The 18121-nt window shown below is 68.9% G+C and carries 18 protein-coding genes; 5 read left to right on the top strand and 13 right to left on the bottom strand.

The window, feature by feature from the left end; genetic code table 11:
• Positions 1-7: 7 nt before the first annotated feature.
• Positions 8-607, bottom strand: a complete 600-nt coding sequence (locus ELQ92_RS03280) for a DUF2017 family protein (RefSeq protein WP_166426692.1) — start codon at positions 605-607, stop codon at positions 8-10.
• Positions 604-906 carry an ATP-dependent Clp protease adapter ClpS gene (gene clpS, locus ELQ92_RS16530; RefSeq protein WP_243694845.1) on the bottom strand — a complete coding sequence of 101 codons (303 nt, stop codon included), beginning with the start codon at positions 904-906 and terminating at the stop codon, positions 604-606. Before clpS ends, ELQ92_RS03280 begins: the two co-directional genes overlap by 4 nt.
• Before the next feature lie 259 nt (positions 907-1165).
• On the opposite strand from clpS, the gene ELQ92_RS03270 reads away from it, so the two are divergent.
• Positions 1166-2191 carry a TerC family protein gene (locus tag ELQ92_RS03270; RefSeq protein WP_166426691.1) on the top strand — a complete coding sequence of 342 codons (1026 nt, stop codon included), beginning with the start codon at positions 1166-1168 and terminating at the stop codon, positions 2189-2191.
• Between the two features lie 76 nt (positions 2192-2267).
• On the opposite strand, the gene ELQ92_RS03265 is transcribed toward ELQ92_RS03270, so the two are convergent.
• The 7 genes from ELQ92_RS03265 to ELQ92_RS03235 form a co-directional block, all read right to left on the bottom strand.
• On the bottom strand, positions 2268-3140 hold the full coding sequence (locus ELQ92_RS03265; RefSeq protein ID WP_128497531.1) for a DUF817 domain-containing protein: 873 nt from the start codon (positions 3138-3140) through the stop codon (positions 2268-2270).
• Positions 3141-3243: 103 nt separating this feature from the next.
• Complete coding sequence (locus ELQ92_RS03260; RefSeq protein ID WP_128497530.1) at positions 3244-4371, bottom strand: class I SAM-dependent methyltransferase; 1128 nt, start codon at positions 4369-4371, stop codon at positions 3244-3246.
• Positions 4372-4459: 88 nt separating this feature from the next.
• Positions 4460-5197 (bottom strand): glucosamine-6-phosphate deaminase, encoded by a 738-nt coding sequence (locus ELQ92_RS03255; RefSeq protein WP_243694844.1) that lies wholly within the window; start codon positions 5195-5197, stop codon positions 4460-4462.
• A complete protein-coding gene (locus ELQ92_RS03250; RefSeq protein WP_128497529.1) occupies positions 5194-6012 on the bottom strand; it encodes a carbohydrate ABC transporter permease in 819 nt (272 codons plus the stop codon). Before ELQ92_RS03250 ends, ELQ92_RS03255 begins: the two co-directional genes overlap by 4 nt.
• Positions 6009-6905 carry a carbohydrate ABC transporter permease gene (locus tag ELQ92_RS03245; protein ID WP_128497528.1) on the bottom strand — a complete coding sequence of 299 codons (897 nt, stop codon included), beginning with the start codon at positions 6903-6905 and terminating at the stop codon, positions 6009-6011. The genes ELQ92_RS03250 and ELQ92_RS03245 overlap by 4 nt, the downstream gene beginning before the upstream one ends.
• The gene (locus tag ELQ92_RS03240) at positions 6898-8253 is read right to left on the bottom strand and encodes an ABC transporter substrate-binding protein (RefSeq protein ID WP_128497527.1); all 1356 of its coding nucleotides are present in this window, start codon (positions 8251-8253) and stop codon (positions 6898-6900) included. The genes ELQ92_RS03245 and ELQ92_RS03240 overlap by 8 nt, the downstream gene beginning before the upstream one ends.
• The gene (locus ELQ92_RS03235) at positions 8246-9388 is read right to left on the bottom strand and encodes a carbohydrate kinase family protein (protein ID WP_128497526.1); all 1143 of its coding nucleotides are present in this window, start codon (positions 9386-9388) and stop codon (positions 8246-8248) included. The genes ELQ92_RS03240 and ELQ92_RS03235 overlap by 8 nt, the downstream gene beginning before the upstream one ends.
• Positions 9389-9491: 103 nt before the next feature.
• On the opposite strand from ELQ92_RS03235, the gene ELQ92_RS03230 reads away from it, so the two are divergent.
• Together ELQ92_RS03230 and ELQ92_RS03225 are read left to right on the top strand one after the other, a co-directional pair.
• Positions 9492-10241: a DeoR/GlpR family DNA-binding transcription regulator gene (locus tag ELQ92_RS03230; RefSeq protein WP_128497525.1), complete on the top strand. Its 750-nt coding sequence runs from the start codon at positions 9492-9494 to the stop codon at positions 10239-10241.
• Complete coding sequence (locus ELQ92_RS03225) at positions 10238-11599, top strand: 6-phospho-beta-glucosidase (RefSeq protein ID WP_128497524.1); 1362 nt, start codon at positions 10238-10240, stop codon at positions 11597-11599. Before ELQ92_RS03230 ends, ELQ92_RS03225 begins: the two co-directional genes overlap by 4 nt.
• 1 nt (position 11600) lies before the next feature.
• On the opposite strand, the gene ELQ92_RS03220 is transcribed toward ELQ92_RS03225, so the two are convergent.
• The 4 genes from ELQ92_RS03220 to dnaK all read right to left on the bottom strand — a co-directional run bounded on the left by ELQ92_RS03220 (position 11601) and on the right by dnaK (position 15690).
• Entirely contained in the window at positions 11601-12056 is a 456-nt protein-coding gene (locus tag ELQ92_RS03220) for a heat shock protein transcriptional repressor HspR (protein ID WP_128497523.1), read from the bottom strand.
• Between the two features lie 81 nt (positions 12057-12137).
• A complete protein-coding gene (locus tag ELQ92_RS03215; protein ID WP_128497522.1) occupies positions 12138-13145 on the bottom strand; it encodes a DnaJ C-terminal domain-containing protein in 1008 nt (335 codons plus the stop codon).
• A gap of 14 nt (positions 13146-13159) precedes the next feature.
• Entirely contained in the window at positions 13160-13831 is a 672-nt protein-coding gene (locus ELQ92_RS03210) for a nucleotide exchange factor GrpE (protein ID WP_128497521.1), read from the bottom strand.
• Complete coding sequence (dnaK, locus tag ELQ92_RS03205; RefSeq protein WP_128497520.1) at positions 13831-15690, bottom strand: molecular chaperone DnaK; 1860 nt, start codon at positions 15688-15690, stop codon at positions 13831-13833. Before dnaK ends, ELQ92_RS03210 begins: the two co-directional genes overlap by 1 nt.
• Positions 15691-15926: 236 nt before the next feature.
• Between dnaK and ELQ92_RS16525 the strand changes: the two genes are divergently transcribed.
• Both ELQ92_RS16525 and ELQ92_RS03195 read left to right on the top strand, forming a co-directional pair.
• Positions 15927-16580 (top strand): TM2 domain-containing protein, encoded by a 654-nt coding sequence (locus ELQ92_RS16525; protein WP_128497519.1) that lies wholly within the window; start codon positions 15927-15929, stop codon positions 16578-16580.
• 157 nt (positions 16581-16737) lie between these two features.
• Positions 16738-18072: an MFS transporter gene (locus ELQ92_RS03195; RefSeq protein ID WP_128497518.1), complete on the top strand. Its 1335-nt coding sequence runs from the start codon at positions 16738-16740 to the stop codon at positions 18070-18072.
• The last annotated feature ends 49 nt before the right edge of the window (positions 18073-18121 follow it).

Genomic DNA, 18121 nt, shown 5'->3' with positions numbered 1-18121 from the left:
CGCGGGCTCACTCCCCCGTGGACGACGGGCCGCTTGCGCTCGGGCCCGCGATCGTGTCGGTCCCGGCGACGTCCTCGAGAGCCGCGACGAACAGCTCTTGCACGTACCCGACCCAATCGAAGAGGCTTCGCGTGAGCAGCTCGTCCTCGGTCAGCACGTCGGGGTCCGGTTCGTCGTCGAAGGCCGCGGTGTCGTCGACGACGCCCATCCGCGCGGCGAGAGTCAGACGGAGATCGGTGAGATGCCGTAGCCAGGACCAGCCGTCCTCGACGCTCAGCCCGATCGCGACGCGTCCGTCGGGAAGCACGACCTCGAGGGACGGCTCAGCCGTGCCGTCGAGCGCGGACTGCACCCGGTCGGCGGCGTGGAGCTTCGCGCTCGCGAGATCCTTCTGCGTGTACCGCCGGAACTCGTCCGACGCCGCGGCGTCGTCGCGGTACGCAGCGGGGAAGAGCCGGGCGATGGCCGGGTCGACGAGGTGCGCGGGATCAGCGGCGTCATGCAGCAGCGCCGAGAACTGCCGCGACAAGGACAGCAGCACGTCCACCTCCGAGGCGTCGAAATGTGCAAGCACGCGACCGTCCGTCGTCGCGAGGAACGCGCTCACTCGTCGGCCTTCGCGATGCTGGCCCAGAGTCCGTACCCGTGCATAGCCTCGACGTGCCGCTCCATCTCCTCACGATTCCCCGTGGCGACGACCGCTCGTCCGTCGTTGTGCACGCGCAGCATGAGGCGTTCGGCCTCGGGACGGGAGTACCCGAAGTAGCTGCGGAAGACGAAGGACACGTACGACATCAGGTTGACGGGGTCGTTCCAGACGATCGCGACCCAGGGGGAGGCGTGCGCGCCCTCCTCATGGAGCTCGGCGCTCCTCGAGGTGTCCGTGTCGGAGAGGGTGGGGGTCACCTCTCAAGCCTGCCACCTCCGCACCCGGTCCGCACGCGCGCCAGAGGGAGGAAGGACCCACCGGGACTCCGGGCGCTTGCTCAGGTTCATTTCCTACTCTTGTCGCCGCAAGGGGAGTAATCCAGCTCCGGCGCTTTCGTCAATACGGACCCATCGACGGGTCCCGGAGTGTCGGCCTCCAGCAGATCGCGACTCCGCGATCCGGGGGCGGATGAGACTTTGGTCCACGTCCGTCGACCCCTTCTGGAGCACTGGAAAAGTGAACGTCACCCCTGCTGTCTGGCTGATCACGATCGCCGTCACGATCGCCTTCTTCGTGTACGAGTTCTTCGCCCACGTCCGCAAACCCCACGAGCCGAGCATCGGCGAGTCCGCTCGATGGTCGGCCTTCTACATCGGCCTCGCCCTCCTCTTCGGCGTCGGGATCGGCATGGTCTCCGGCTGGGGCTTCGGCGGCGAGTACTTCGCCGGCTACCTCACCGAGAAGGCGCTCTCGATCGACAACCTGTTCGTCTTCCTCATCGTCATGAGCGGCTTCGCGGTGCCGAAGGCGTACCAGCAGAAGGTCCTGATGATCGGCATCATCATCGCCCTCGTCCTCCGCGGCATCTTCATCGCCGTCGGGGCGACGCTCATCGACAACTTCTCCTGGATCTTCTACATCTTCGGTGCGCTCCTGCTCGTGCTCGCCTACCGGCAGGCGTTCAGCAGTCACGAGAGCGATCCCGCGAACGGCCGGGCCGTCAGGCTCGCGCGACGCATCCTCCCGATCACCGACGACTACCACCGCGATCGCATCGCTGTGAGGATCGACGGCAAGCGCTTCTTCACACCCATGCTCCTCGTGATCATCGCGATCGGCGTCATCGACCTCGTCTTCGCCGTCGACTCGATCCCCGCGATCTACGGCCTGACCGAGGAGGCCTACATCGTCTTCACGGCCAACGCCTTCGCCCTCATGGGTCTACGCCAGCTGTTCTTCCTCATCGGTGGACTGCTCGAGCGCCTCGTGTACCTCGCGCAGGGCCTCGCGGTCATCCTCGCGTTCATCGGTGTCAAGCTCGTGCTGCACGCGATGCACGTCAACGAACTGCCGTTCATCAACGCGGGTGAGCCGATGCTCTGGGCTCCCGAGATCCCGATCTGGTTCTCTCTCGCCTTCATCGGCGCGACCATCGCCGCCGCGACGGTCGCGAGCCTCGCGAAGACCCGCGGCCAGGGCCACGCCGGCCCGCCAACCGCTGAGGATGAGCGCGAAATCGCCGACGCGACGACCGACCGCTAGCCCTGCGCGTGACCGCGCCCACCGCGAGCGCGCCGCCTCCCGCCGAGCACCACACGGATTCGTGTGGCGCTCGGCGTCACGTGTGGCGCTCGACGTGCACGGGATCGGGGGTGCGCGGCGGGTATACGAACGTGACGAGCACGACCGAGATCATCATGAGCAGGAACCACGCGACGAGCTTCGTGAGCGGGACGAGCTCCCAACCCGTCTCCTGATGCGGATAGATCCAGGCGCCCGCGGCCGTCGCGATGTTCTCAGCGAGCCAGATGAAGACCGCCACGAGCAGGAACGCGGCGAGTACGGGCATCCGGAAGGTCCGCCGGAACACGCGGAAGTGCATGACCGTCCGCGCGTAGACGAACACGATCGCCGCGAGCAGGAGCCAGCGCGCGTCCCAGACGTAGTGGTGGGTGAAGAAGTTCGCGTAGATGAGCCCAGCCACGACCGCCGACATCCAGACGCGCGGATACCGGGCGAAGCGCAAGTCGAAGAGCCGGTAGACGCGGACCATATAGGAGCCGACCGCGGCGTACATGAAGCCGCTGAACAACGGGACGGCCCCGATGTGCAGGACACCGCCCGCCTCGTAGCTCCACGATCCGACCTCCGTCTTGAACAGTTCCATGACGGTGCCCACGACGTGAAAGAGCACGATCACCCAGAGTTCTCGGCCCGACTCGAGGCGGGCCACGAGCATGAACACCTGGATCGCGACGGCCGCGAGCACGAGGACGTCGTTGCGGGCGACGACCGCGTCGTCCGGGTACCAGAGTCGCGCCGCCACGAGGACGACGAGGAGCAGGGCGCCGAAGACGCACGCCCATGCCTGCTTCGCGCCGAAGACGAGGAACTCGACGAGCCGCGCCCGAGCACCACGTTCCGGTGCCCCCGCGAGGAGGCGGCGTGCGAAGGTGTCGATGCGCTCCTCGACCGGTGTGAATCTCGCCATGCCGCCCCTCGCAGCCGGGTCGGATCCGCGGCCGCGGTCAGACTATCCCGGGCCGCGCGGCCGGATCGTCATCCTCCCGATGGATCCTGAGGAGCGGACCCGCTCAGTGCCGCCGTGAGACCGTGACGGTGAACGTGGCGTTCCGGGCGACCTGCTCGGTCGGGCCGACGTGCCGCTCGAGGCTCTCGCGGTAGCGCAGCCCGGAGTTCCACACCGTCCAGAGTTCGCCGCCGGGAACGAGCACACGGCCGGCGGCGACGAAGAGCTTCTCCGCGATCCCCGCGTGAACGGCGTTGCCGATGTGGAAGGGGGGATTGAGGACCACGAGGTCGACGGAACCGTCCGCGAGCGCCGACGCAGCGTCGTCGCGCACGACCTCGATGCGGTCGGCGACCCCATTGGCCTCGGCCGTGGCGCGCGTGGACGCGACGGCCGACGCGGACTGGTCGCTTGCGATGACGCGCAAGCCGGGCCGCGAACGTGCGAGGACCGACGCGATGACACCCGTGCCGGATCCGAGGTCCAGCGCGACTCGGGCGCTCCGCGTCATCCGGGGCACCGACTCGAGGAGGAAGCGGGTCCCGACATCGACACGCGCGCCGGCGAAGGCGGCGCCGAAGGAGCAGACGTGGAGGTCGAGGGCAGCGTCGTGGGCGCGGACGGGCCACGAGCGCGGCACGGCGTCCGGCTTGGGCGAGCGCGCGACGAGCACCCGGGACTTCTGCCTGCCCCGTGTCGCCGTCACGTCGTCGAAGTAGCGCCCGAGCACGTCGTTCATCCCGCGCGTCATGTGCTTCACACGGCCCCCGGCATACAGGACCACGTCCGGCGCCGCCCCCCGGGAGACGACGGCGGCGATCTCGTCGAGGGCGTCGAGCGAGCGGGGCAGTTGCGCGAGCACCACGCGGGCGCCCGCGACGAGCGGCTCGCCGAGCGGTCCGGAGTTCACCTCGGATTCGAGCCCGAACGCTTCCGCGTTGCGTCGCAGCGCGAGCTCTCCCGAGAGCGCGTCCTGATGCACCCGGACGTGCCGCGCACCGTGCAGAGCGACGGCGCCGAGCGCGATCGCCCCGTAGTGGTCGCCGACGACGGCGACCTCTGCCGGGGCCGCCGTCTCGAGCGCCGGAGCGGCTTCGTCGAGCAGGAGCCGATCGGTCGCGTCGACCGCGACGAGGTCGGGGGCCTCGACGTCTGGCCGGCGCCGGAGCGCGTCGAAGTCGAAGGAAGGCATCCCCTCAGCGTACGGCCACCCCGCACCACTCGTGAGGTCTCGCGTGCCGGTCCCCGCCGGAACGTCTGAGGGGACGACACGCCCCACCTCAGGGAAGGTGGGCCGCGGCCGCGTCGTCGATGAGCAGGACGGTGCCCGGGTGACGGAGGAGGGCCGTCGCCGGGAGGGCCTCCGTCGGCTCGCTCGAGAGCAGTCGCCCGACGACGTCGGCCTTCCGGGCACCCGTCGCGATCACGACGATCGAGCGGGCACGCAGGATCGTCGCGATGCCTTGAGAGAGCGCCGTCCGCGGCACGCTCGCCACATCACCGCCGAAGAACCTCGCGTTGTCCCGACGGGTCGACTCGCTCAGTGTCGCGACGTGCGTGCCCGCGTCGAAGGGGGTGCCCGGCGCATTGAAGGCGATGTGCCCGTCGCTCCCGAGGCCGAGGAGCTGCATTCCCACTCCCCCGGCGCGTTCGATCGCCGCGTCGTAGGCGCGGCTCGCCTCGTCGAGGTCGGGCGCGTCGGCGTCAGGGCCGTGCACCCGGTGCGGCGCCACCCCCATCGCGTCCGTGAACTCCCGGCGGATCACCGCGGCGTAGCGCTCGGGGTGCCCGACCGGCAGGCCGACGTATTCGTCGAGGAGATACGCGTCGACGGACCGATACGGGCTGTGCGGGTCCCGGCCGTGCCGGCGCACGAGTTCCGCGTACGTCTCGAGCGGCGACGAACCGGTCGCGAGACCCACGACACGCTCGCCCCGGTCGAGAACGGCGGCATCGACGAGATCGGCGGCCGCGCGACCGACCGCTGCAGGATCGGGGAGCCGATGGATGTTGATCACTCGCGCACGGCTCCCTCGATCATGCCCGTGATGAAATGCCGCTGCAGGAAGATGTAGAGCACGACGACGGGCAGAGCGACGAGGACGGCTCCGGCGGCGAGCAGCGCCGTGCCCTGTGTGTACTGCCCCTGGAAGAAGGCGAGCCCGAGAGGCGCCGTGCGCACGGTGCCGCTCGGCGACATCACGAGCGGGATGAGGAACTCGTTCCACGTCCACATGAACGTGAGCAGCACGAGGGTGAGGATCGCGGGGCGCCCGACGGGCACGAGGATCTGCCACAGGATTCGGAACGAGCCGGCCCCGTCGAGCCGCGCGGCCTCGATGATCGAGAGGCTCGCGGATCGGAAGTACGTGCGCATCCAGTACGTTCCGAAGGCGATCGACATCGCCGCTTGCGGCAGGGCGACGCCCCACACGGTGTTCGTGAGACCGAGACTGCGCATGTCGAAGAAGAGCGGGACGATGAACGCCTCGGTCGGCACCATGATGCCGAGCAGGAAGAGCGCGAAGAGCACGCCGGAACCCCGGAACCTCATCACCCCGAACGCGTACCCGGCGAGGATGGAGCACGTCACGGCGATCACGACGACGATGACGGCGACGACGACCGACCACGCCATGTACTCGCCGAACCGGCCGACGACCCAGGCCTCCGCGAAGTTCTCGATGTGCAGTGCGAAGCCCTCGCGTGCGACCGAGGCGCTCTCGGGGCCGAAAGCCAACGAGACGATGACGCCGATGGGGCCGAGCACGACGAGGGCGAAGAAGACGAGCACGACGTAGTTCGTCGCGCGCTCGAACGCCGAGACCTTCACGATCTGTCTCCGATGCGATTGATGACGGCGGTGATGACGAGGACGACGAGAGTGAGCACGACTCCGACGGCTGTCGCGAGACCCACGTCACCGGTCTCGAACGCACGGCGGTAGATCTCGTAGCTCGGCACGGTCGTCGACGTGCCGGGGCCACCACGCGTCGTCACGTACACGAGGTCGAACGTCTTGAGGGCCGCGATGATCGTGAGTGTGAGCGCAACCGTGATCTCGCCGCGGACGGCGGGGAGGGTCACGGCGAGGAACTCCCGGAGCGCCCCGGCACCGTCGAGTCGGGCCGCCTCGTAGTGCTCGCGCGGGATCTTGCTCATCCCCGCGAGCATGAGGACGATGACGAGCCCGGTCGCGACCCACGTGCCGACGAGGCCGACGGCGGGGAGAGTGAAGGTGTAGTCGCCGAGCCACGGCCTCGTCAGGTGACCGAGCCCCACGGCGCGCAGCGCGCCGTTGAGTACTCCGTCCGGTGCGTAGATCTGCCTCCACGCCACGGCGACGACGACCATGGCGATGACTTGCGGCAGGAAGAGCACCGTACGGAAGAACCCGAGACCGCGCACCTGTGCCCGGTTGAGGACACCCGCGGCGAGGAGGCCGATCCCGAGGGGCAGGATCGAGAAGAAGAAGATCAGCACGAACGCGTGCCCGAACGCTTCGAGGAGTCGGCCGTCCTGGAAGACGGTGACGTAGTTGTCGAGGCCGACGAACGTCGATTCCCCGAGCCCGTCCCACTCGAAGAACGAGAACTGCGCCGCCCGTCCGATGGGGAAGAGCAGGAAGACGCCGTAGACGACGAGCGCCGGAGCGAGGTACGCGTACGGCACCCACGCCCGGCCGGAGCGACGCGCGCTCCGGCCGGGCACGGTGGTCCTACTCATCGCCTGAGGTGAATCCCGCGTAGTCGGTCTCGAGCTGCTCGGTGAAGGCCTCCGGGTCGACCCGGCCGTCGATGAGATCCTGCAGCGCCTGGCCGAGGGTGTCGCCGAATGTGGGAGTCGCGTAGTCGAGGTACGGCAGGAGTTCGCCCGACTCCGTGACCTCGCCGAACACCGCGTACACGTCCGCGAGGACGCCGTCGCTCGGAGCGAGCTCGGCCGTGCGGTTGACCGGGAGGTTTCCGGTCTCGGCGAGCACCTCCATGGCCTCGTCGCTCGTGATGAAGTCGATGTACGCCGCGGCGACGTCGCTGTTCTCGGCCGCCGAGGTCACCGTGAAGGGGAGACCCGTGCCACCCGTCGTCGCGATCGTGCCGTCGTCGCGGGCGGGGGCGAAGAAGCCGACGTCGTCGCCCATCGCGTCCTCGAGGTCAGCGGCGAGCCACGATCCTCCCATGAGGAACGTGCCGTCGCCCGAGCCGAACGCTTGCCACGCCGCGTCGTAGTCGGTGCCGTTCACGCCCTCGTTGAAGTAGCCGGCCTCGACCCAGTCCTGCAACTCCGCGGCGGCGTCGACGTTGTCCTGACTCGTCCAACTCGCACCGGGGTTGCCGAGACCGAGGGCCGTGACGTCGGCGGCGTCGACGTACTGGCCCTGGATCGGACCGAACACGTGACCGGCCGGCCACTGCTCGATGTTCCCGAGTTGGAGAGCAGGACCATCGGCGGAGGCGGCCTCCACGGCGTCCTCGAAGTCCGCCCACGTCTCCGGCACCTCGAGACCGAGCTCCGCGAGCTTGGCCTTCGAGTAGAAGACGCCGACGACCTCGCCGACCTGCGGGAGGCCGTAGAGTTCACCCTCGCCGAAGACAGCGCCCTCCTCGCCGTAGGTGGAGTACTGGAGGACGTTCTCGGAGTAGCGGTCGGTCCACCCGTACTCCGCGGCGTAGTCGTCGAGGGGACGCAACTGACCGGCCTCGACGAAGGCGCCCATCGAGTTGCGACCGTTGTTCGCCTGCACGACGTCCGGCGCGTCGTTGCCGGTGAGCGCGAGCCGCAACGTCGTCGCGAGGTCGTCGAACGACTGCGAATTACGCTCGATCGTGATGTTCGGGTACTTCTCCTCGAACGCCGCGTTGAGCTGTTCCATCTGCTCGTTCTGGCCGCCGCGCGTCTCCTGGTCCCACACGGTGAGGGTCATGTCCTCGACACCGCTGATGTCGGTGGAGATGGCGCCCGTGTCCGTGTCGGGGTCAGACGTGCCGCCGGCGCCCGGAGCACAAGCGGCGAGGGCGACGACGAGCGTGCCCGCACCGATCCCTGACAACAGCGTGCGATTTCGTCTATTCATTGCCGTGGTTCCCTTCCAAACGGGTGGGTGGTGCGGTGAGGGGTCGATCGGGGTTCGGGATGGTCTCGATCACGTCGTCCGGCCAACGGAAGGTCGCATCGGCGCGGCGCACGATCCCGGCGGTGCCGGCGGTGCCGGCGGGCACGGCGTCGTCGAGGAAACCGTAGCGGCGGACGAGGTCGCTCTCGCCGGCGGCGCGCGTGCGAGCCCACCAGTCGGCGATGTCGCCCCAGCCGGGAGCGGCGAGAGACCCGCCGAACTGCTGGACGGCGAGCGCCGAGCACAACGCGGAGAACGCGAGTCGCTGCTCGAGCGGCCACGAGCGGAGCGTCCCGAGCACGAAGGAGGCCGCGAAGACGTCGCCGGCGCCGGTCGCGTCGAGGAGGGTGACGGGGACGGGTGGGACGACGGCCTCCACCCCGGCCTCCGCGTCGATCGCGAGAGCACCGTCCGCTCCACACGTGACGACGACGAGTGGCACCCGCTCGGCCAGGATGCGCGCGGCGGCGAGCGGCGAGTCGGTCCGGGTGTACGCCATGGCCTCGACCTGGTTCGGTGTGAAGGCGTAGCAGGAGTCGAGCGGGTCGAGGGTCGCGGGATCCCAGACTCCCGTCGAGTCCCAGCCGACGTCGGCGAAGACCCGGGTACCGGAGGCGGCTGCCCGCCGCCACCACTCCTCGTTCTCGTCGACGGTCGTCATGCCGCTCAGCTCGGCGAAGGCCGCGGCCGAGGAGACCGCGTCCGCGAGCAGGTCATCCGCCCTGAGCGGGCTGTCGTGCCCGTGCGTGATCATGCTCCGGTCGCCGTGCTCGGCGATCGAGACGGTGACCGCCGTGTGCCAGTCCTCGAGGCAGCGTGAGCGACTGAGGTCGATGTGCTCGTGCTGCTCGAGCACGCGCCAGCACCAGCGGCCGTAGGCGTCGTCGCCGAAGGTGGACGCGAGGGCTGTGCGGAGCCCGAGCCGGCTCGCGGCGACGGCGAGGTTCGCGACGCCGCCCGGGCTCGACCCCATACCGGAGGCCCAGACCTCGGTGCCGGCCGACGGCGGCGCGCTCAGACCCGTGAGCACCATGTCGAAGAACATCGATCCCGCGAGCACGACGTCGACATCGTGATCAGCGTTGCTCGGAGTCATGAGGAGTCCTTCGTCGTCGAGGTGGAGCCGTTTGATTGAACATACTGGTTAATGATCGAAGTTGCGTCAAATCATGATCGAAAGTGACTGATATGCTCGCCGCATGCTTACAGCGACGCGCCAGGCGAAGATCCTGGACTCCCTGCGCACGGAGGGAGAGGTGTCCGTCGAACTCCTGGCCGGTCGGTTCGGCGTCTCCGCCTCGACGATCCGCCGCGACCTCAACGCGCTGAGCGCCGACGGACTGCTCCGGCGCGTCCGCGGGGGCGGCAATGTGGAACCCGATCGGGTGCCGTTCAGCGACGTCGAGCGCGTCCGCAGTGCCGAGAAGGAACTCGTCGCCTCCCGTGCCGCTGCACTCGTGGAGGACGGCGACGTCATCCTCATCGACATCGGCACCACGACCGCGCTCCTGGCACGGCATCTGCGCGGGCGTCGCCTCACCGTCGTGACCTCGAGCCTCGCCGTGATCGACCAGCTCCGCGACGACGACGAGGTCGAACTCATCGTGCTGGGAGGCGCCGTGCGCAAGAACTACCACTCCATGGTCGGTGTACTCACCGAGCAGGCACTCGCGCAGATCCGCGCATCCGTGTGTTTCCTCGGCACCAGCGGAATCCGCTCAGACGGCACGATCGCCGACACGACAGGCATGGAGGTGCCCGTCAAGAAGGCCATGATCGAGTCGTCGAACCGCGTCGTCGTGCTCGCAGATTCCTCGAAGTTCCCCGGCGTCGGTCTGCTCAACGTGTGCGGGCCGGATCGTTACTCGACGGTCGTCACCAACGACGACGCCGACCCCGCCACACTCGACGTTCTCCGGTCCGCCGGAGTGGAGGTGCTCACCACATGAAGCTCACGATCATCGGCGGCGGCGGATTCCGCGTACCCCAGGTCTTCGAGGCCGTCGCAGCCGCGGGCGCGCCCGTCGTCATCGACGAGCTGTGCCTGTACGACACGTCGACCTCTCGCCTCGGCACCATCGGGGCCGTGATCGAGCGGCTGTCCGAGTCGACCGCCCGTCACCCGCGCATCACGACGACCGATGACCTCGACGAGGCCCTCACGGGTGCGGACTTCGTCTTCAGCGCGGTCCGCATCGGCGGCACCGAGGGCCGGATCATCGACGAGCGCACGGCACTCGATTTGGGAGTCCTCGGCCAAGAAACGGTGGGGCCGGGCGGGCTCGCCTACGCGCTCCGCACCGTCCCGTTCATGGAGCGACTGGCGCGTCGGATCCGCGACGTCGCACCAGATGCCTGGGTCATCAACTTCACGAATCCGGCCGGCATCGTGACCGAGGCGATGCGTTCGATCCTCGGGGAGCGTGTCGTGGGCATCTGCGACACCCCGATCGGTCTCATGCGGCGAGCCGCCACCGCCGTCGCCCCGCTCGCCGGCGCGAGCGACGCGCCCCTCCGATTCGACTACGTCGGCCTCAACCACCTGGGCTGGCTCCGCTCGCTCGAGGTGGGCGGCGAGGACCGCTTGCCCGACCTGCTCGCCTCGGACGCGGCGCTCGCGGAGATCGAGGAGGCCCGGCTCATGGGCTTCGACTGGGTGCGTGCGATCGGGGCGCTCCCCAACGAATACCTGTACTACTACTACTTCACGCGAGAGGCGACCGAACGGATCGCGGCGTCCGAGGCGACGCGCGGCCAGTTCCTCGACGTGCAGCAGCGGGCGTTCTTCGACGCGCCGGGCGAGGACCCCCTCGCATCGTGGCTCCGCACGCGCCATGAGCGCGAATCGAGCTACATGGCCGAGAGCCGGCCGGAGGGAGAGGAGGGCGAACGCCACGCCTCCGACGTCGACTCGGGCGGGTACCAGCAGGTCGCGCTCGACCTCATGGCAGCGCTTGCGACCGGGCGCTCGTCCACGATGATCCTGAACATCGCGAACGCCGGTCTCGTGCCGGCGCTACCCGACGACGCGGTGATCGAAGTCGGCTGCACGGTCGACGGTTCGGGTGTCCACCCGTGGCCGATCGCCGAGGTGACCGGCGAGATGGCGGGGCTCATGACGACTGTGAAGTCCGCGGAGAGACTCGTCATCGAGGCGACGCGCTCCTCCGGTACTCACGCCCGCGAGCTCGCGTGGCGCGCCTTCGCCGCACATCCGCTCGTCGATTCCGTGACGGTCGCGAAGTCTCTTGCTCAGCACTACGGCGAGCGCTTCGACTCCATCGGCCGCCTCTTCGACGGTCGCTGAGTCAGTCGTCGCCGAGAACGTCGTCGGGCTCGACACGAGCCGGGCGCTCCCCGAGGGGACGCCAGACGACGACTTCGGTACGGCGCTGGGCGCGCGTGCCGTGGCGGAGCGGGACGACGTCCCCGTGGGCACCCGCGGCGAAGACGAGGCGCCCCGACGAGCGCAGCATCTGGTCTGCGAGCGTGTGCTCGAGGTCCCGGACGCGCTTCGTGAGGTCCGCGACCTGGTTCTCGAGCGCGAGGATACGCGAGATGCCTTCGAGGCTCACGCCCTCCGAGCTGAGCCGCGCGACCTCGCGCAACTGCATGACGTCGCGCATCGAGTAGCGCCGCGACTTGCCGGCCGTGCGCGTCGGGCTCACAAGACCGATGCGGTCGTACTGGCGAAGCGTCTGCGGGTGCATACCCGCGAGCTCGGCGGCCACGGCGATCGCGAAGACAGGTGTCTCCTCATCCATCGATGATCACCCTCCTCCCGGCCGCCGGGCCGCCTGTCCGTGTCGTGTTCGGTGCGCCGTGTTCCGTCCGGTGTGCGGCGGTCACCCGCGTGCGCGAGCGATGAGGTCGACGCGGGGATTCTCCTGCGGCCCCACCTTCGCGAACGTGTTGAGCGCTTCGAGAGCCTCCGCACTCAAGTGCGACGGCACCGCCACCTGGACGACCGCGAGCAGGTCGCCCGTCCCCTTCGAGGTCGTGACGCCCTTGCCCTTCACGCGCAGGACGCGTCCGGACGGCGTGCCCGGGGCGACCCGCAGCTTGACGGGCTCGCCTCCGAGCGTCGGGACCTCGATCGTCGCGCCGAGGGTCGCCTCGACGAACGTGACGGGGACCGTCACCCGGAGGTTGAGACCGTCGCGCTCGAAGACGGGGTGCTTGCGCACCGACACCGTGAGCACGATGTCTCCGGCCTCGCCGCCGTCGGGAGAGGGCTGACCCTTGCCGCGCAAGCGGATCTTCTGCCCGTCGGAGACGCCCGCGGGGATCTTCACCTTGATGGTGCGCCCCTCCGACGTCTGCAGGCTCACGGTGTCGCCCTGGGTCGCCGTGACGAAGTCGACGGTCGTCGACGCGGTCACATCGCGTCCCTTCGTCGGGCCGCCGAACCCGCGGAAGCCGCCGCTCGGCGAGCCGAAGCCCGCGGTGCGGCCGCCACCACCGCCACCGAACATGCCCCCGAGGATGTCCTCGAAGCCGGACTGCTGGTAGCTGTACTGCTGCCCGCGGGAGCCTCCACCGAACATCCCGCCGAAGACGTCCTCGAAACCCCCGTTGCCGGCCCCGCCGCCGCCCGGAGCCGTGAAGCGCGCGCCCGAGCCCATGGCCCGGACGGCGTCGTACTCCTTGCGCTGCTCGGGATCGTTGAGGACGGTATACGCCTCGCTGATCTCCTTGAAGCGAGCCTCGGCCGCGGCGTCGCCCGGGTTCGAATCCGGGTGATACGTCCGCGCGAGCTTGCGGTACGTCTTCTTGAGGTCGGCAGCCGAGACGTCCTTCGACACACCCAGGACTTTGTAGAAGTCCTTGTCGAACCAATCTTGACTTGCCATCTGTCCGTTATCCCTTAGTTCGCCGGCACCTGTACGACGACCTTGGCCGCGCGCAGGAGCGTTCCTCCCACGAAGTACCCCGTCTCGACGACGTCGAGGATCGACTCGGAGGTCGCCTCGGCACTCGGCTGCTGGAAGATCGCCTCGTGCATGGTCGGGTCGAACGGCTCGCCCGCGGCTCCGAACGGACGCAAGCCGAGCCGTTCCACGGCCGACCGCAGCTTCGTGGCGATCTGCGCGAAGGGCGCGTCTCCCGCGAGGTCGCCGTGCTTCTCGGCACGGTCCAGGTCGTCGAGCACCGGGAGCAGCAGCTTCACGACGTCACCCGTCGTGCGCTCGCGCTCGGTCTCGCGGTTCGCCTCCGTGCGCTTGCGGTAGTTGGCGTACTCCGCCGTGACCCGGCGCAGGTCCTCGAGGTGCTCGGAGTCCGGACCGGACGTCGCCGATCCGTCGACCTCGCCCTCGCCCTCGCCCTCGGCTTCGGCTTCGGCTTCGGCTTCGGCCGCATCGAGAATGTCCTGAACGGTCAGCTCCTCCTCGCCGGCGGGGGTGCCGTCCGACTGGCCGGCGGTCTCCCCGTCCTGCGGCGCGGGGCCGGAGGCCGTCGCCTCCGGCCCCTCACCGGCGGAGAAACCGTCGCCCTGGGGTTCGCTGTCGTGATCCTGTGGGTTTCGGTTCTCAGTCATTACTTCTTGTCGTCCTCGTCATCGACCACTTCGGCGTCCACGACGTCCTCGTCGTTCGAGGAGTCGGCGGGCTGCTCAGCACCCTCGGCGGGAGCGGCCTGCTCCGCCTGGGACTGCGCGTAGATCGCTTCCCCGAGCTTCGTCTGGCTCGTGCTGAGCTTATCGAAGGCGGCCTTCACCGCGTCCTCGTCCTCGCCCGCGAGAGCCGACTTGAGCGCGTCGACGTCACCCTGGACCTCGGACTTGACGTCCTCGGGGAGCTTGTCCTCGTTGTCCTTGATGAGCTTGTCGGTGCTGTAGGCGAGCTGCTCGGCGTTGTTGCGCGTCTCCGCCTGCTCACGACGACGCTTGTCCTCCGCCGCGTGCTCCTCGCCCTCGCGGACCATGCGCTCGATGTCCTCCTTCGAGAGGGCCGAGCCGCCCGTGATCGTCATCGACTGCTCCTTGCCGGTGCCCTTGTCCTTCGCTGACACGTGCACGATTCCGTTGGCGTCGATGTCGAACGTGACCTCGACCTGCGGAATGCCGCGCGGGGCCGGGGCGATGCCGGTGAGCTCGAACGTTCCGAGGTTCTTGTTGTCCCGCGTGAACTCGCGCTCACCCTGGAAGACCTGGATCGCGACGGACGGCTGGTTGTCGTCCGCCGTCGTGAAGGTCTCGGAACGCTTCGTCGGGATGGCGGTGTTGCGCTCGATGAGCTTCGTCATGATGCCACCCTTCGTCTCGATACCGAGAGCGAGGGGGGTGACGTCGATGAGGAGCACGTCCTTGCGCTCGCCCTTGAGGACACCTGCCTGGAGAGCGGCGCCGACGGCGACGACCTCGTCAGGGTTGACGCCCTTGTTGGGCTCCTGACCGCCGGTCTCCTGCTTCACGAGCTCGGAGACCGCCGGCATACGGGTCGATCCGCCGACGAGCACGACGTGTGCGATGTCGCCGACCTTGATGCCCGCCTCGCGGATGACGTCCTGGAACGGCTTCTTCGTGCGCTCGAGCAGGTCCTTCGTGAGGTCCTCGAACTTGGCGCGGCTGAGCGTCTCGTCGAGGTTCGCGGGGCCGGACTCCGTGAGCGAGAGGTAGGGCAGCGTGATGTTGGTCGACGTCTGCGAGCTCAGTTCCTTCTTCGCCTGCTCCGCGGCCTCCTTGAGGCGCTGCTTCGCGATCTTGTCGTTCGAGACGTCGACTCCCGTCGACTCCTTGAAGCGCGTCGCGAGCCAGTCGACGATCCGCTGGTCCCAGTCGTCGCCACCGAGGCGGTTGTCACCAGCCGTGGAGCGGACCTGGATCGTCGAGAAGTCGTCGTCCTTGCCCACCTCGAGGAGGGAGACGTCGAAGGTTCCGCCACCGAGGTCGAAGACGAGGATGAGCTCGTCCTCCTTGCCCTTGTCGAGGCCGTACGCGAGCGCGGCGGCGGTCGGCTCGTTGATGATGCGGAGCACGTTGAGGCCCGCGATCTCGCCGGCTTCCTTCGTGGCCTGACGCTCAGCGTCGTTGAAGTACGCGGGGACGGTGATGACCGCGTCGGTCACGGTGTCGCCGAGGTACTGCTCGGCGTCGCGCTTGAGCTTCGCGAGGATGCGGGCCGACACCTCCTGCGGGGTGTACTTCTTGTCGTCGACGGCGAAGGTCCAGTTCGTGCCCATGTGGCGCTTGACCGACGCGATGGTGCGGTCGACGTTCGTGACGGCCTGGCGCTTCGCGGTCTCGCCGACGAGCACCTCGCCGTCCTTGGTGAACGCGACGACCGACGGGGTGGTGCGCAGACCCTCGGCGTTCGCGATGACGGTGGGTTCGCCACCCTCGAGGACGCTGACCACCGAGTTGGTGGTTCCGAGGTCGATTCCTACTGCTCGTGCCATGGTGTGTTTCTCCTTCTCGGGCGATCCGCCCGTACGGGTGCCGCCTCTGGAGGAGCGGCCCGAAGTCCGGTGCCGGCCAAGCCTCGATCGAGACTTGAGCGCCGACGACTCAAGTTTACTCGGCACGATCCCGCCGTCAAGTCGGGGGACTGAAAGTTGAGTGTAAACGGCTCAACTCCCATCGGGACGGGCGTTTCCCCCTCGGCACGAGAGCGCCGCGTCGGTAGGATACGGACATGTCCGACAACAACCAGCCGCCCGTCCCGCCGCAGGACCCGCCCGTCCCGCCGCCGTCAGACGCCCAGCCGCCGTTCGACGCCGCGCGCCCCGCGCAGGACACTCCGGTCCCCCCGCACGACTCGGCCCCCTACCCGGGATACGGACAGGGCACCCCGTCGACACCGCCCCCGGGGTCCTCTCCGTATGGACAGAGCTCCACGGAGTCGCCCTCCGCCCCCAACAGCTACGGACAGGCGCCGCAGCCTCCGGCACCCGGCGAGGTGCCCTACCCGCCGTACGATGCGAACGGCTACCAGCAGACCCCGCCGTTCGACCCGAACGCCTATCCCCAGCAGGGTGGTTACGGCGGGTACGCCGGCGGGCCCGGTTACGGCCAGACGCCCGGCGGCTACAACCCGAACTTCGATCCGCAGGCGAAGAGCCGCGTCGTCGCCGGCATCCTCGGCATCCTCCTCGGCGCGTTCGGTGTGCACCGGTTCTACCTCGGTTACACGGGCATCGGCATCGCCATGGTCTGCATCACGGTGATCTCGTTCGGGACCCTCGCGATCGTGTCCTCCATCTGGGGGCTCATCGAGGGCATCATGATCCTCACCCGGTCGCAGAACTTCCAGACGGACGCGAGCGGGCGCCCACTGCGCGACGGCTGAGTGCTGCAGAACGCGACGTGCGGTGGCCGCGGGGGTGCCCTCGCGGCCACCGCACGTTAAGAGGAGTGTCACGGGTCGCGGGGCTGCCGCTCCCCAACGCGATGCCGCGGGCTCCGTCGTTCACCGACCGGCTACCACCCGGCGATACGCTGAGCGCATGAGCGGCACCACTGAGTCCTCCGTCCCGGCCGCGCCGCTGGTGGAGTCCCCCGAGAGAACGAACACCCGACGCGTGATCGCTTGGGGCCTGTGGGACTGGGGCAGCGCCTCCTTCAACGCGGTCGTCACGACGTTCGTGTTCACGGTGTACCTGACCACGGCCGAGGGCTTCGGGGGCGAGACGCTCGTCTCGCAATGGCTCGCCTGGACGCTGAGCGCCGCCGGTCTCGTGATCGCCGTCCTCGCCCCGGTCACCGGGCAGCGCTCGGACACCTCGGGGCGCCGCAAGTTCTGGCTCGGCGTCAACACGGCGCTCGTGGTGATCGCGACGGCGCTCCTGTTCCTCGTCGCACCCGACGCGGCGTTCCTGCCGCTCGGCCTCCTCCTCCTCGGGGCCGGCAACATCTTCTTCGAGTTCGCGGGCGTCAACTACAACGCGATGCTCTCGCAAGTCGCCACACCACGCACCATCGGCCGCGTGTCGGGCTTCGGCTGGGGCATGGGCTATCTCGGCGGCATCGTGCTCCTGCTCATCGTCTACTTCGGTTTCATCTCGCCCGAGGTCGGCCTGTTCGGGGTCACGGGCGACGACGGGATGGACGTTCGCGTCTCCATGCTCGTGTCGGCCGTCTGGTTCGGGCTCTTCGCCCTCCCCGTGTTCTTCGCCGTGCCCGAGTATCGGGGGCGCGGAGCGCACCGCGAGCGCGTCGGCTTCTTCGCCTCCTACCGCCGGCTCGGCGCGAGCATCACGCGACTCTGGCGGACGAACCGTCCCCTGCTCGGGTTCCTCGCCGCGAGCGCCGTCTTCCGGGACGGGCTTGCGGGCGTCTTCACCTTCGGCGGCGTACTCGCTGCAGGGACCTTCGGCTTCTCGGCCGGCGAGGTCATCATCTTCGCGATCGCCGCCAACGTGGTCGCGGGTATCTCGACCATCTCGGTGGGCCTGCTCGACGACCGACTGGGAGCGAAACCGGTCATCGTCGTCGCCCTCATCGGACTCGTCGTCGCCGGCCTCGCCGTCTTCGTCCTGCACGACGGAGGACAGACGGTCTTCTGGATCTTCGGCCTCGCGCTCTGCCTCTTCGTCGGTCCGGCCCAGTCGGCGGCTCGCAGCTACCTCGCGCGCATCGTGCCCGCGGGCGAGGAGGGCGAGATCTTCGGCCTCTACGCCACGACCGGCCGCGCCGTCTCGTTCCTCGCCCCGATGGCGTTCGGCGTCTTCGTCGCGATCGGTGGCGCACAGTACTGGGGCATTCTCGGGATCGTCGCTGTCCTCGCGATCGGCCTCGTCCTGCTGCTCTTCGTCCGCCCTGCCCGCACCCCCTCCCCCTGACCCGCACCCCCTTACCCCCCTGAAAACCTGTTATGTGCTCGAATTTTCG

The sequence above is a fragment of the Labedella populi genome (genome assembly GCF_004078655.1).
In the GTDB taxonomy this organism is placed as follows: Bacteria; Actinomycetota; Actinomycetes; order Actinomycetales; family Microbacteriaceae; genus Labedella; species Labedella populi.
The sequence above is the reverse complement of the archived record's forward strand: the minus strand, read 5'-3'. Positions and strand labels throughout refer to the sequence as shown.

What these genes read in the sequence shown, in the direction of transcription:
- ELQ92_RS03245 (WP_128497528.1), bottom strand. Translation starts at nt 6,905, where the DNA reads ATGAGTAGGACCACCGTGCCCGGCCGGAGCGCGCGTCGCTCCGGCCGG.
- ELQ92_RS03195 (WP_128497518.1), top strand. Translation starts at nt 16,738, where the DNA reads ATGAGCGGCACCACTGAGTCCTCCGTCCCGGCCGCGCCGCTGGTGGAG.
- ELQ92_RS03215 (WP_128497522.1), bottom strand. Translation starts at nt 13,145, where the DNA reads ATGGCAAGTCAAGATTGGTTCGACAAGGACTTCTACAAAGTCCTGGGT.
- ELQ92_RS16525 (WP_128497519.1), top strand. Translation starts at nt 15,927, where the DNA reads ATGTCCGACAACAACCAGCCGCCCGTCCCGCCGCAGGACCCGCCCGTC.
- ELQ92_RS03225 (WP_128497524.1), top strand. Translation starts at nt 10,238, where the DNA reads ATGAAGCTCACGATCATCGGCGGCGGCGGATTCCGCGTACCCCAGGTC.
- ELQ92_RS03240 (WP_128497527.1), bottom strand. Translation starts at nt 8,253, where the DNA reads ATGAATAGACGAAATCGCACGCTGTTGTCAGGGATCGGTGCGGGCACG.
- ELQ92_RS03235 (WP_128497526.1), bottom strand. Translation starts at nt 9,388, where the DNA reads ATGACTCCGAGCAACGCTGATCACGATGTCGACGTCGTGCTCGCGGGA.
- ELQ92_RS03230 (WP_128497525.1), top strand. Translation starts at nt 9,492, where the DNA reads ATGCTTACAGCGACGCGCCAGGCGAAGATCCTGGACTCCCTGCGCACG.
- dnaK (WP_128497520.1), bottom strand. Translation starts at nt 15,690, where the DNA reads ATGGCACGAGCAGTAGGAATCGACCTCGGAACCACCAACTCGGTGGTC.
- ELQ92_RS03220 (WP_128497523.1), bottom strand. Translation starts at nt 12,056, where the DNA reads ATGGATGAGGAGACACCTGTCTTCGCGATCGCCGTGGCCGCCGAGCTC.
- ELQ92_RS03210 (WP_128497521.1), bottom strand. Translation starts at nt 13,831, where the DNA reads ATGACTGAGAACCGAAACCCACAGGATCACGACAGCGAACCCCAGGGC.
- ELQ92_RS03260 (WP_128497530.1), bottom strand. Translation starts at nt 4,371, where the DNA reads ATGCCTTCCTTCGACTTCGACGCGCTCCGGCGCCGGCCAGACGTCGAG.
- ELQ92_RS03265 (WP_128497531.1), bottom strand. Translation starts at nt 3,140, where the DNA reads ATGGCGAGATTCACACCGGTCGAGGAGCGCATCGACACCTTCGCACGC.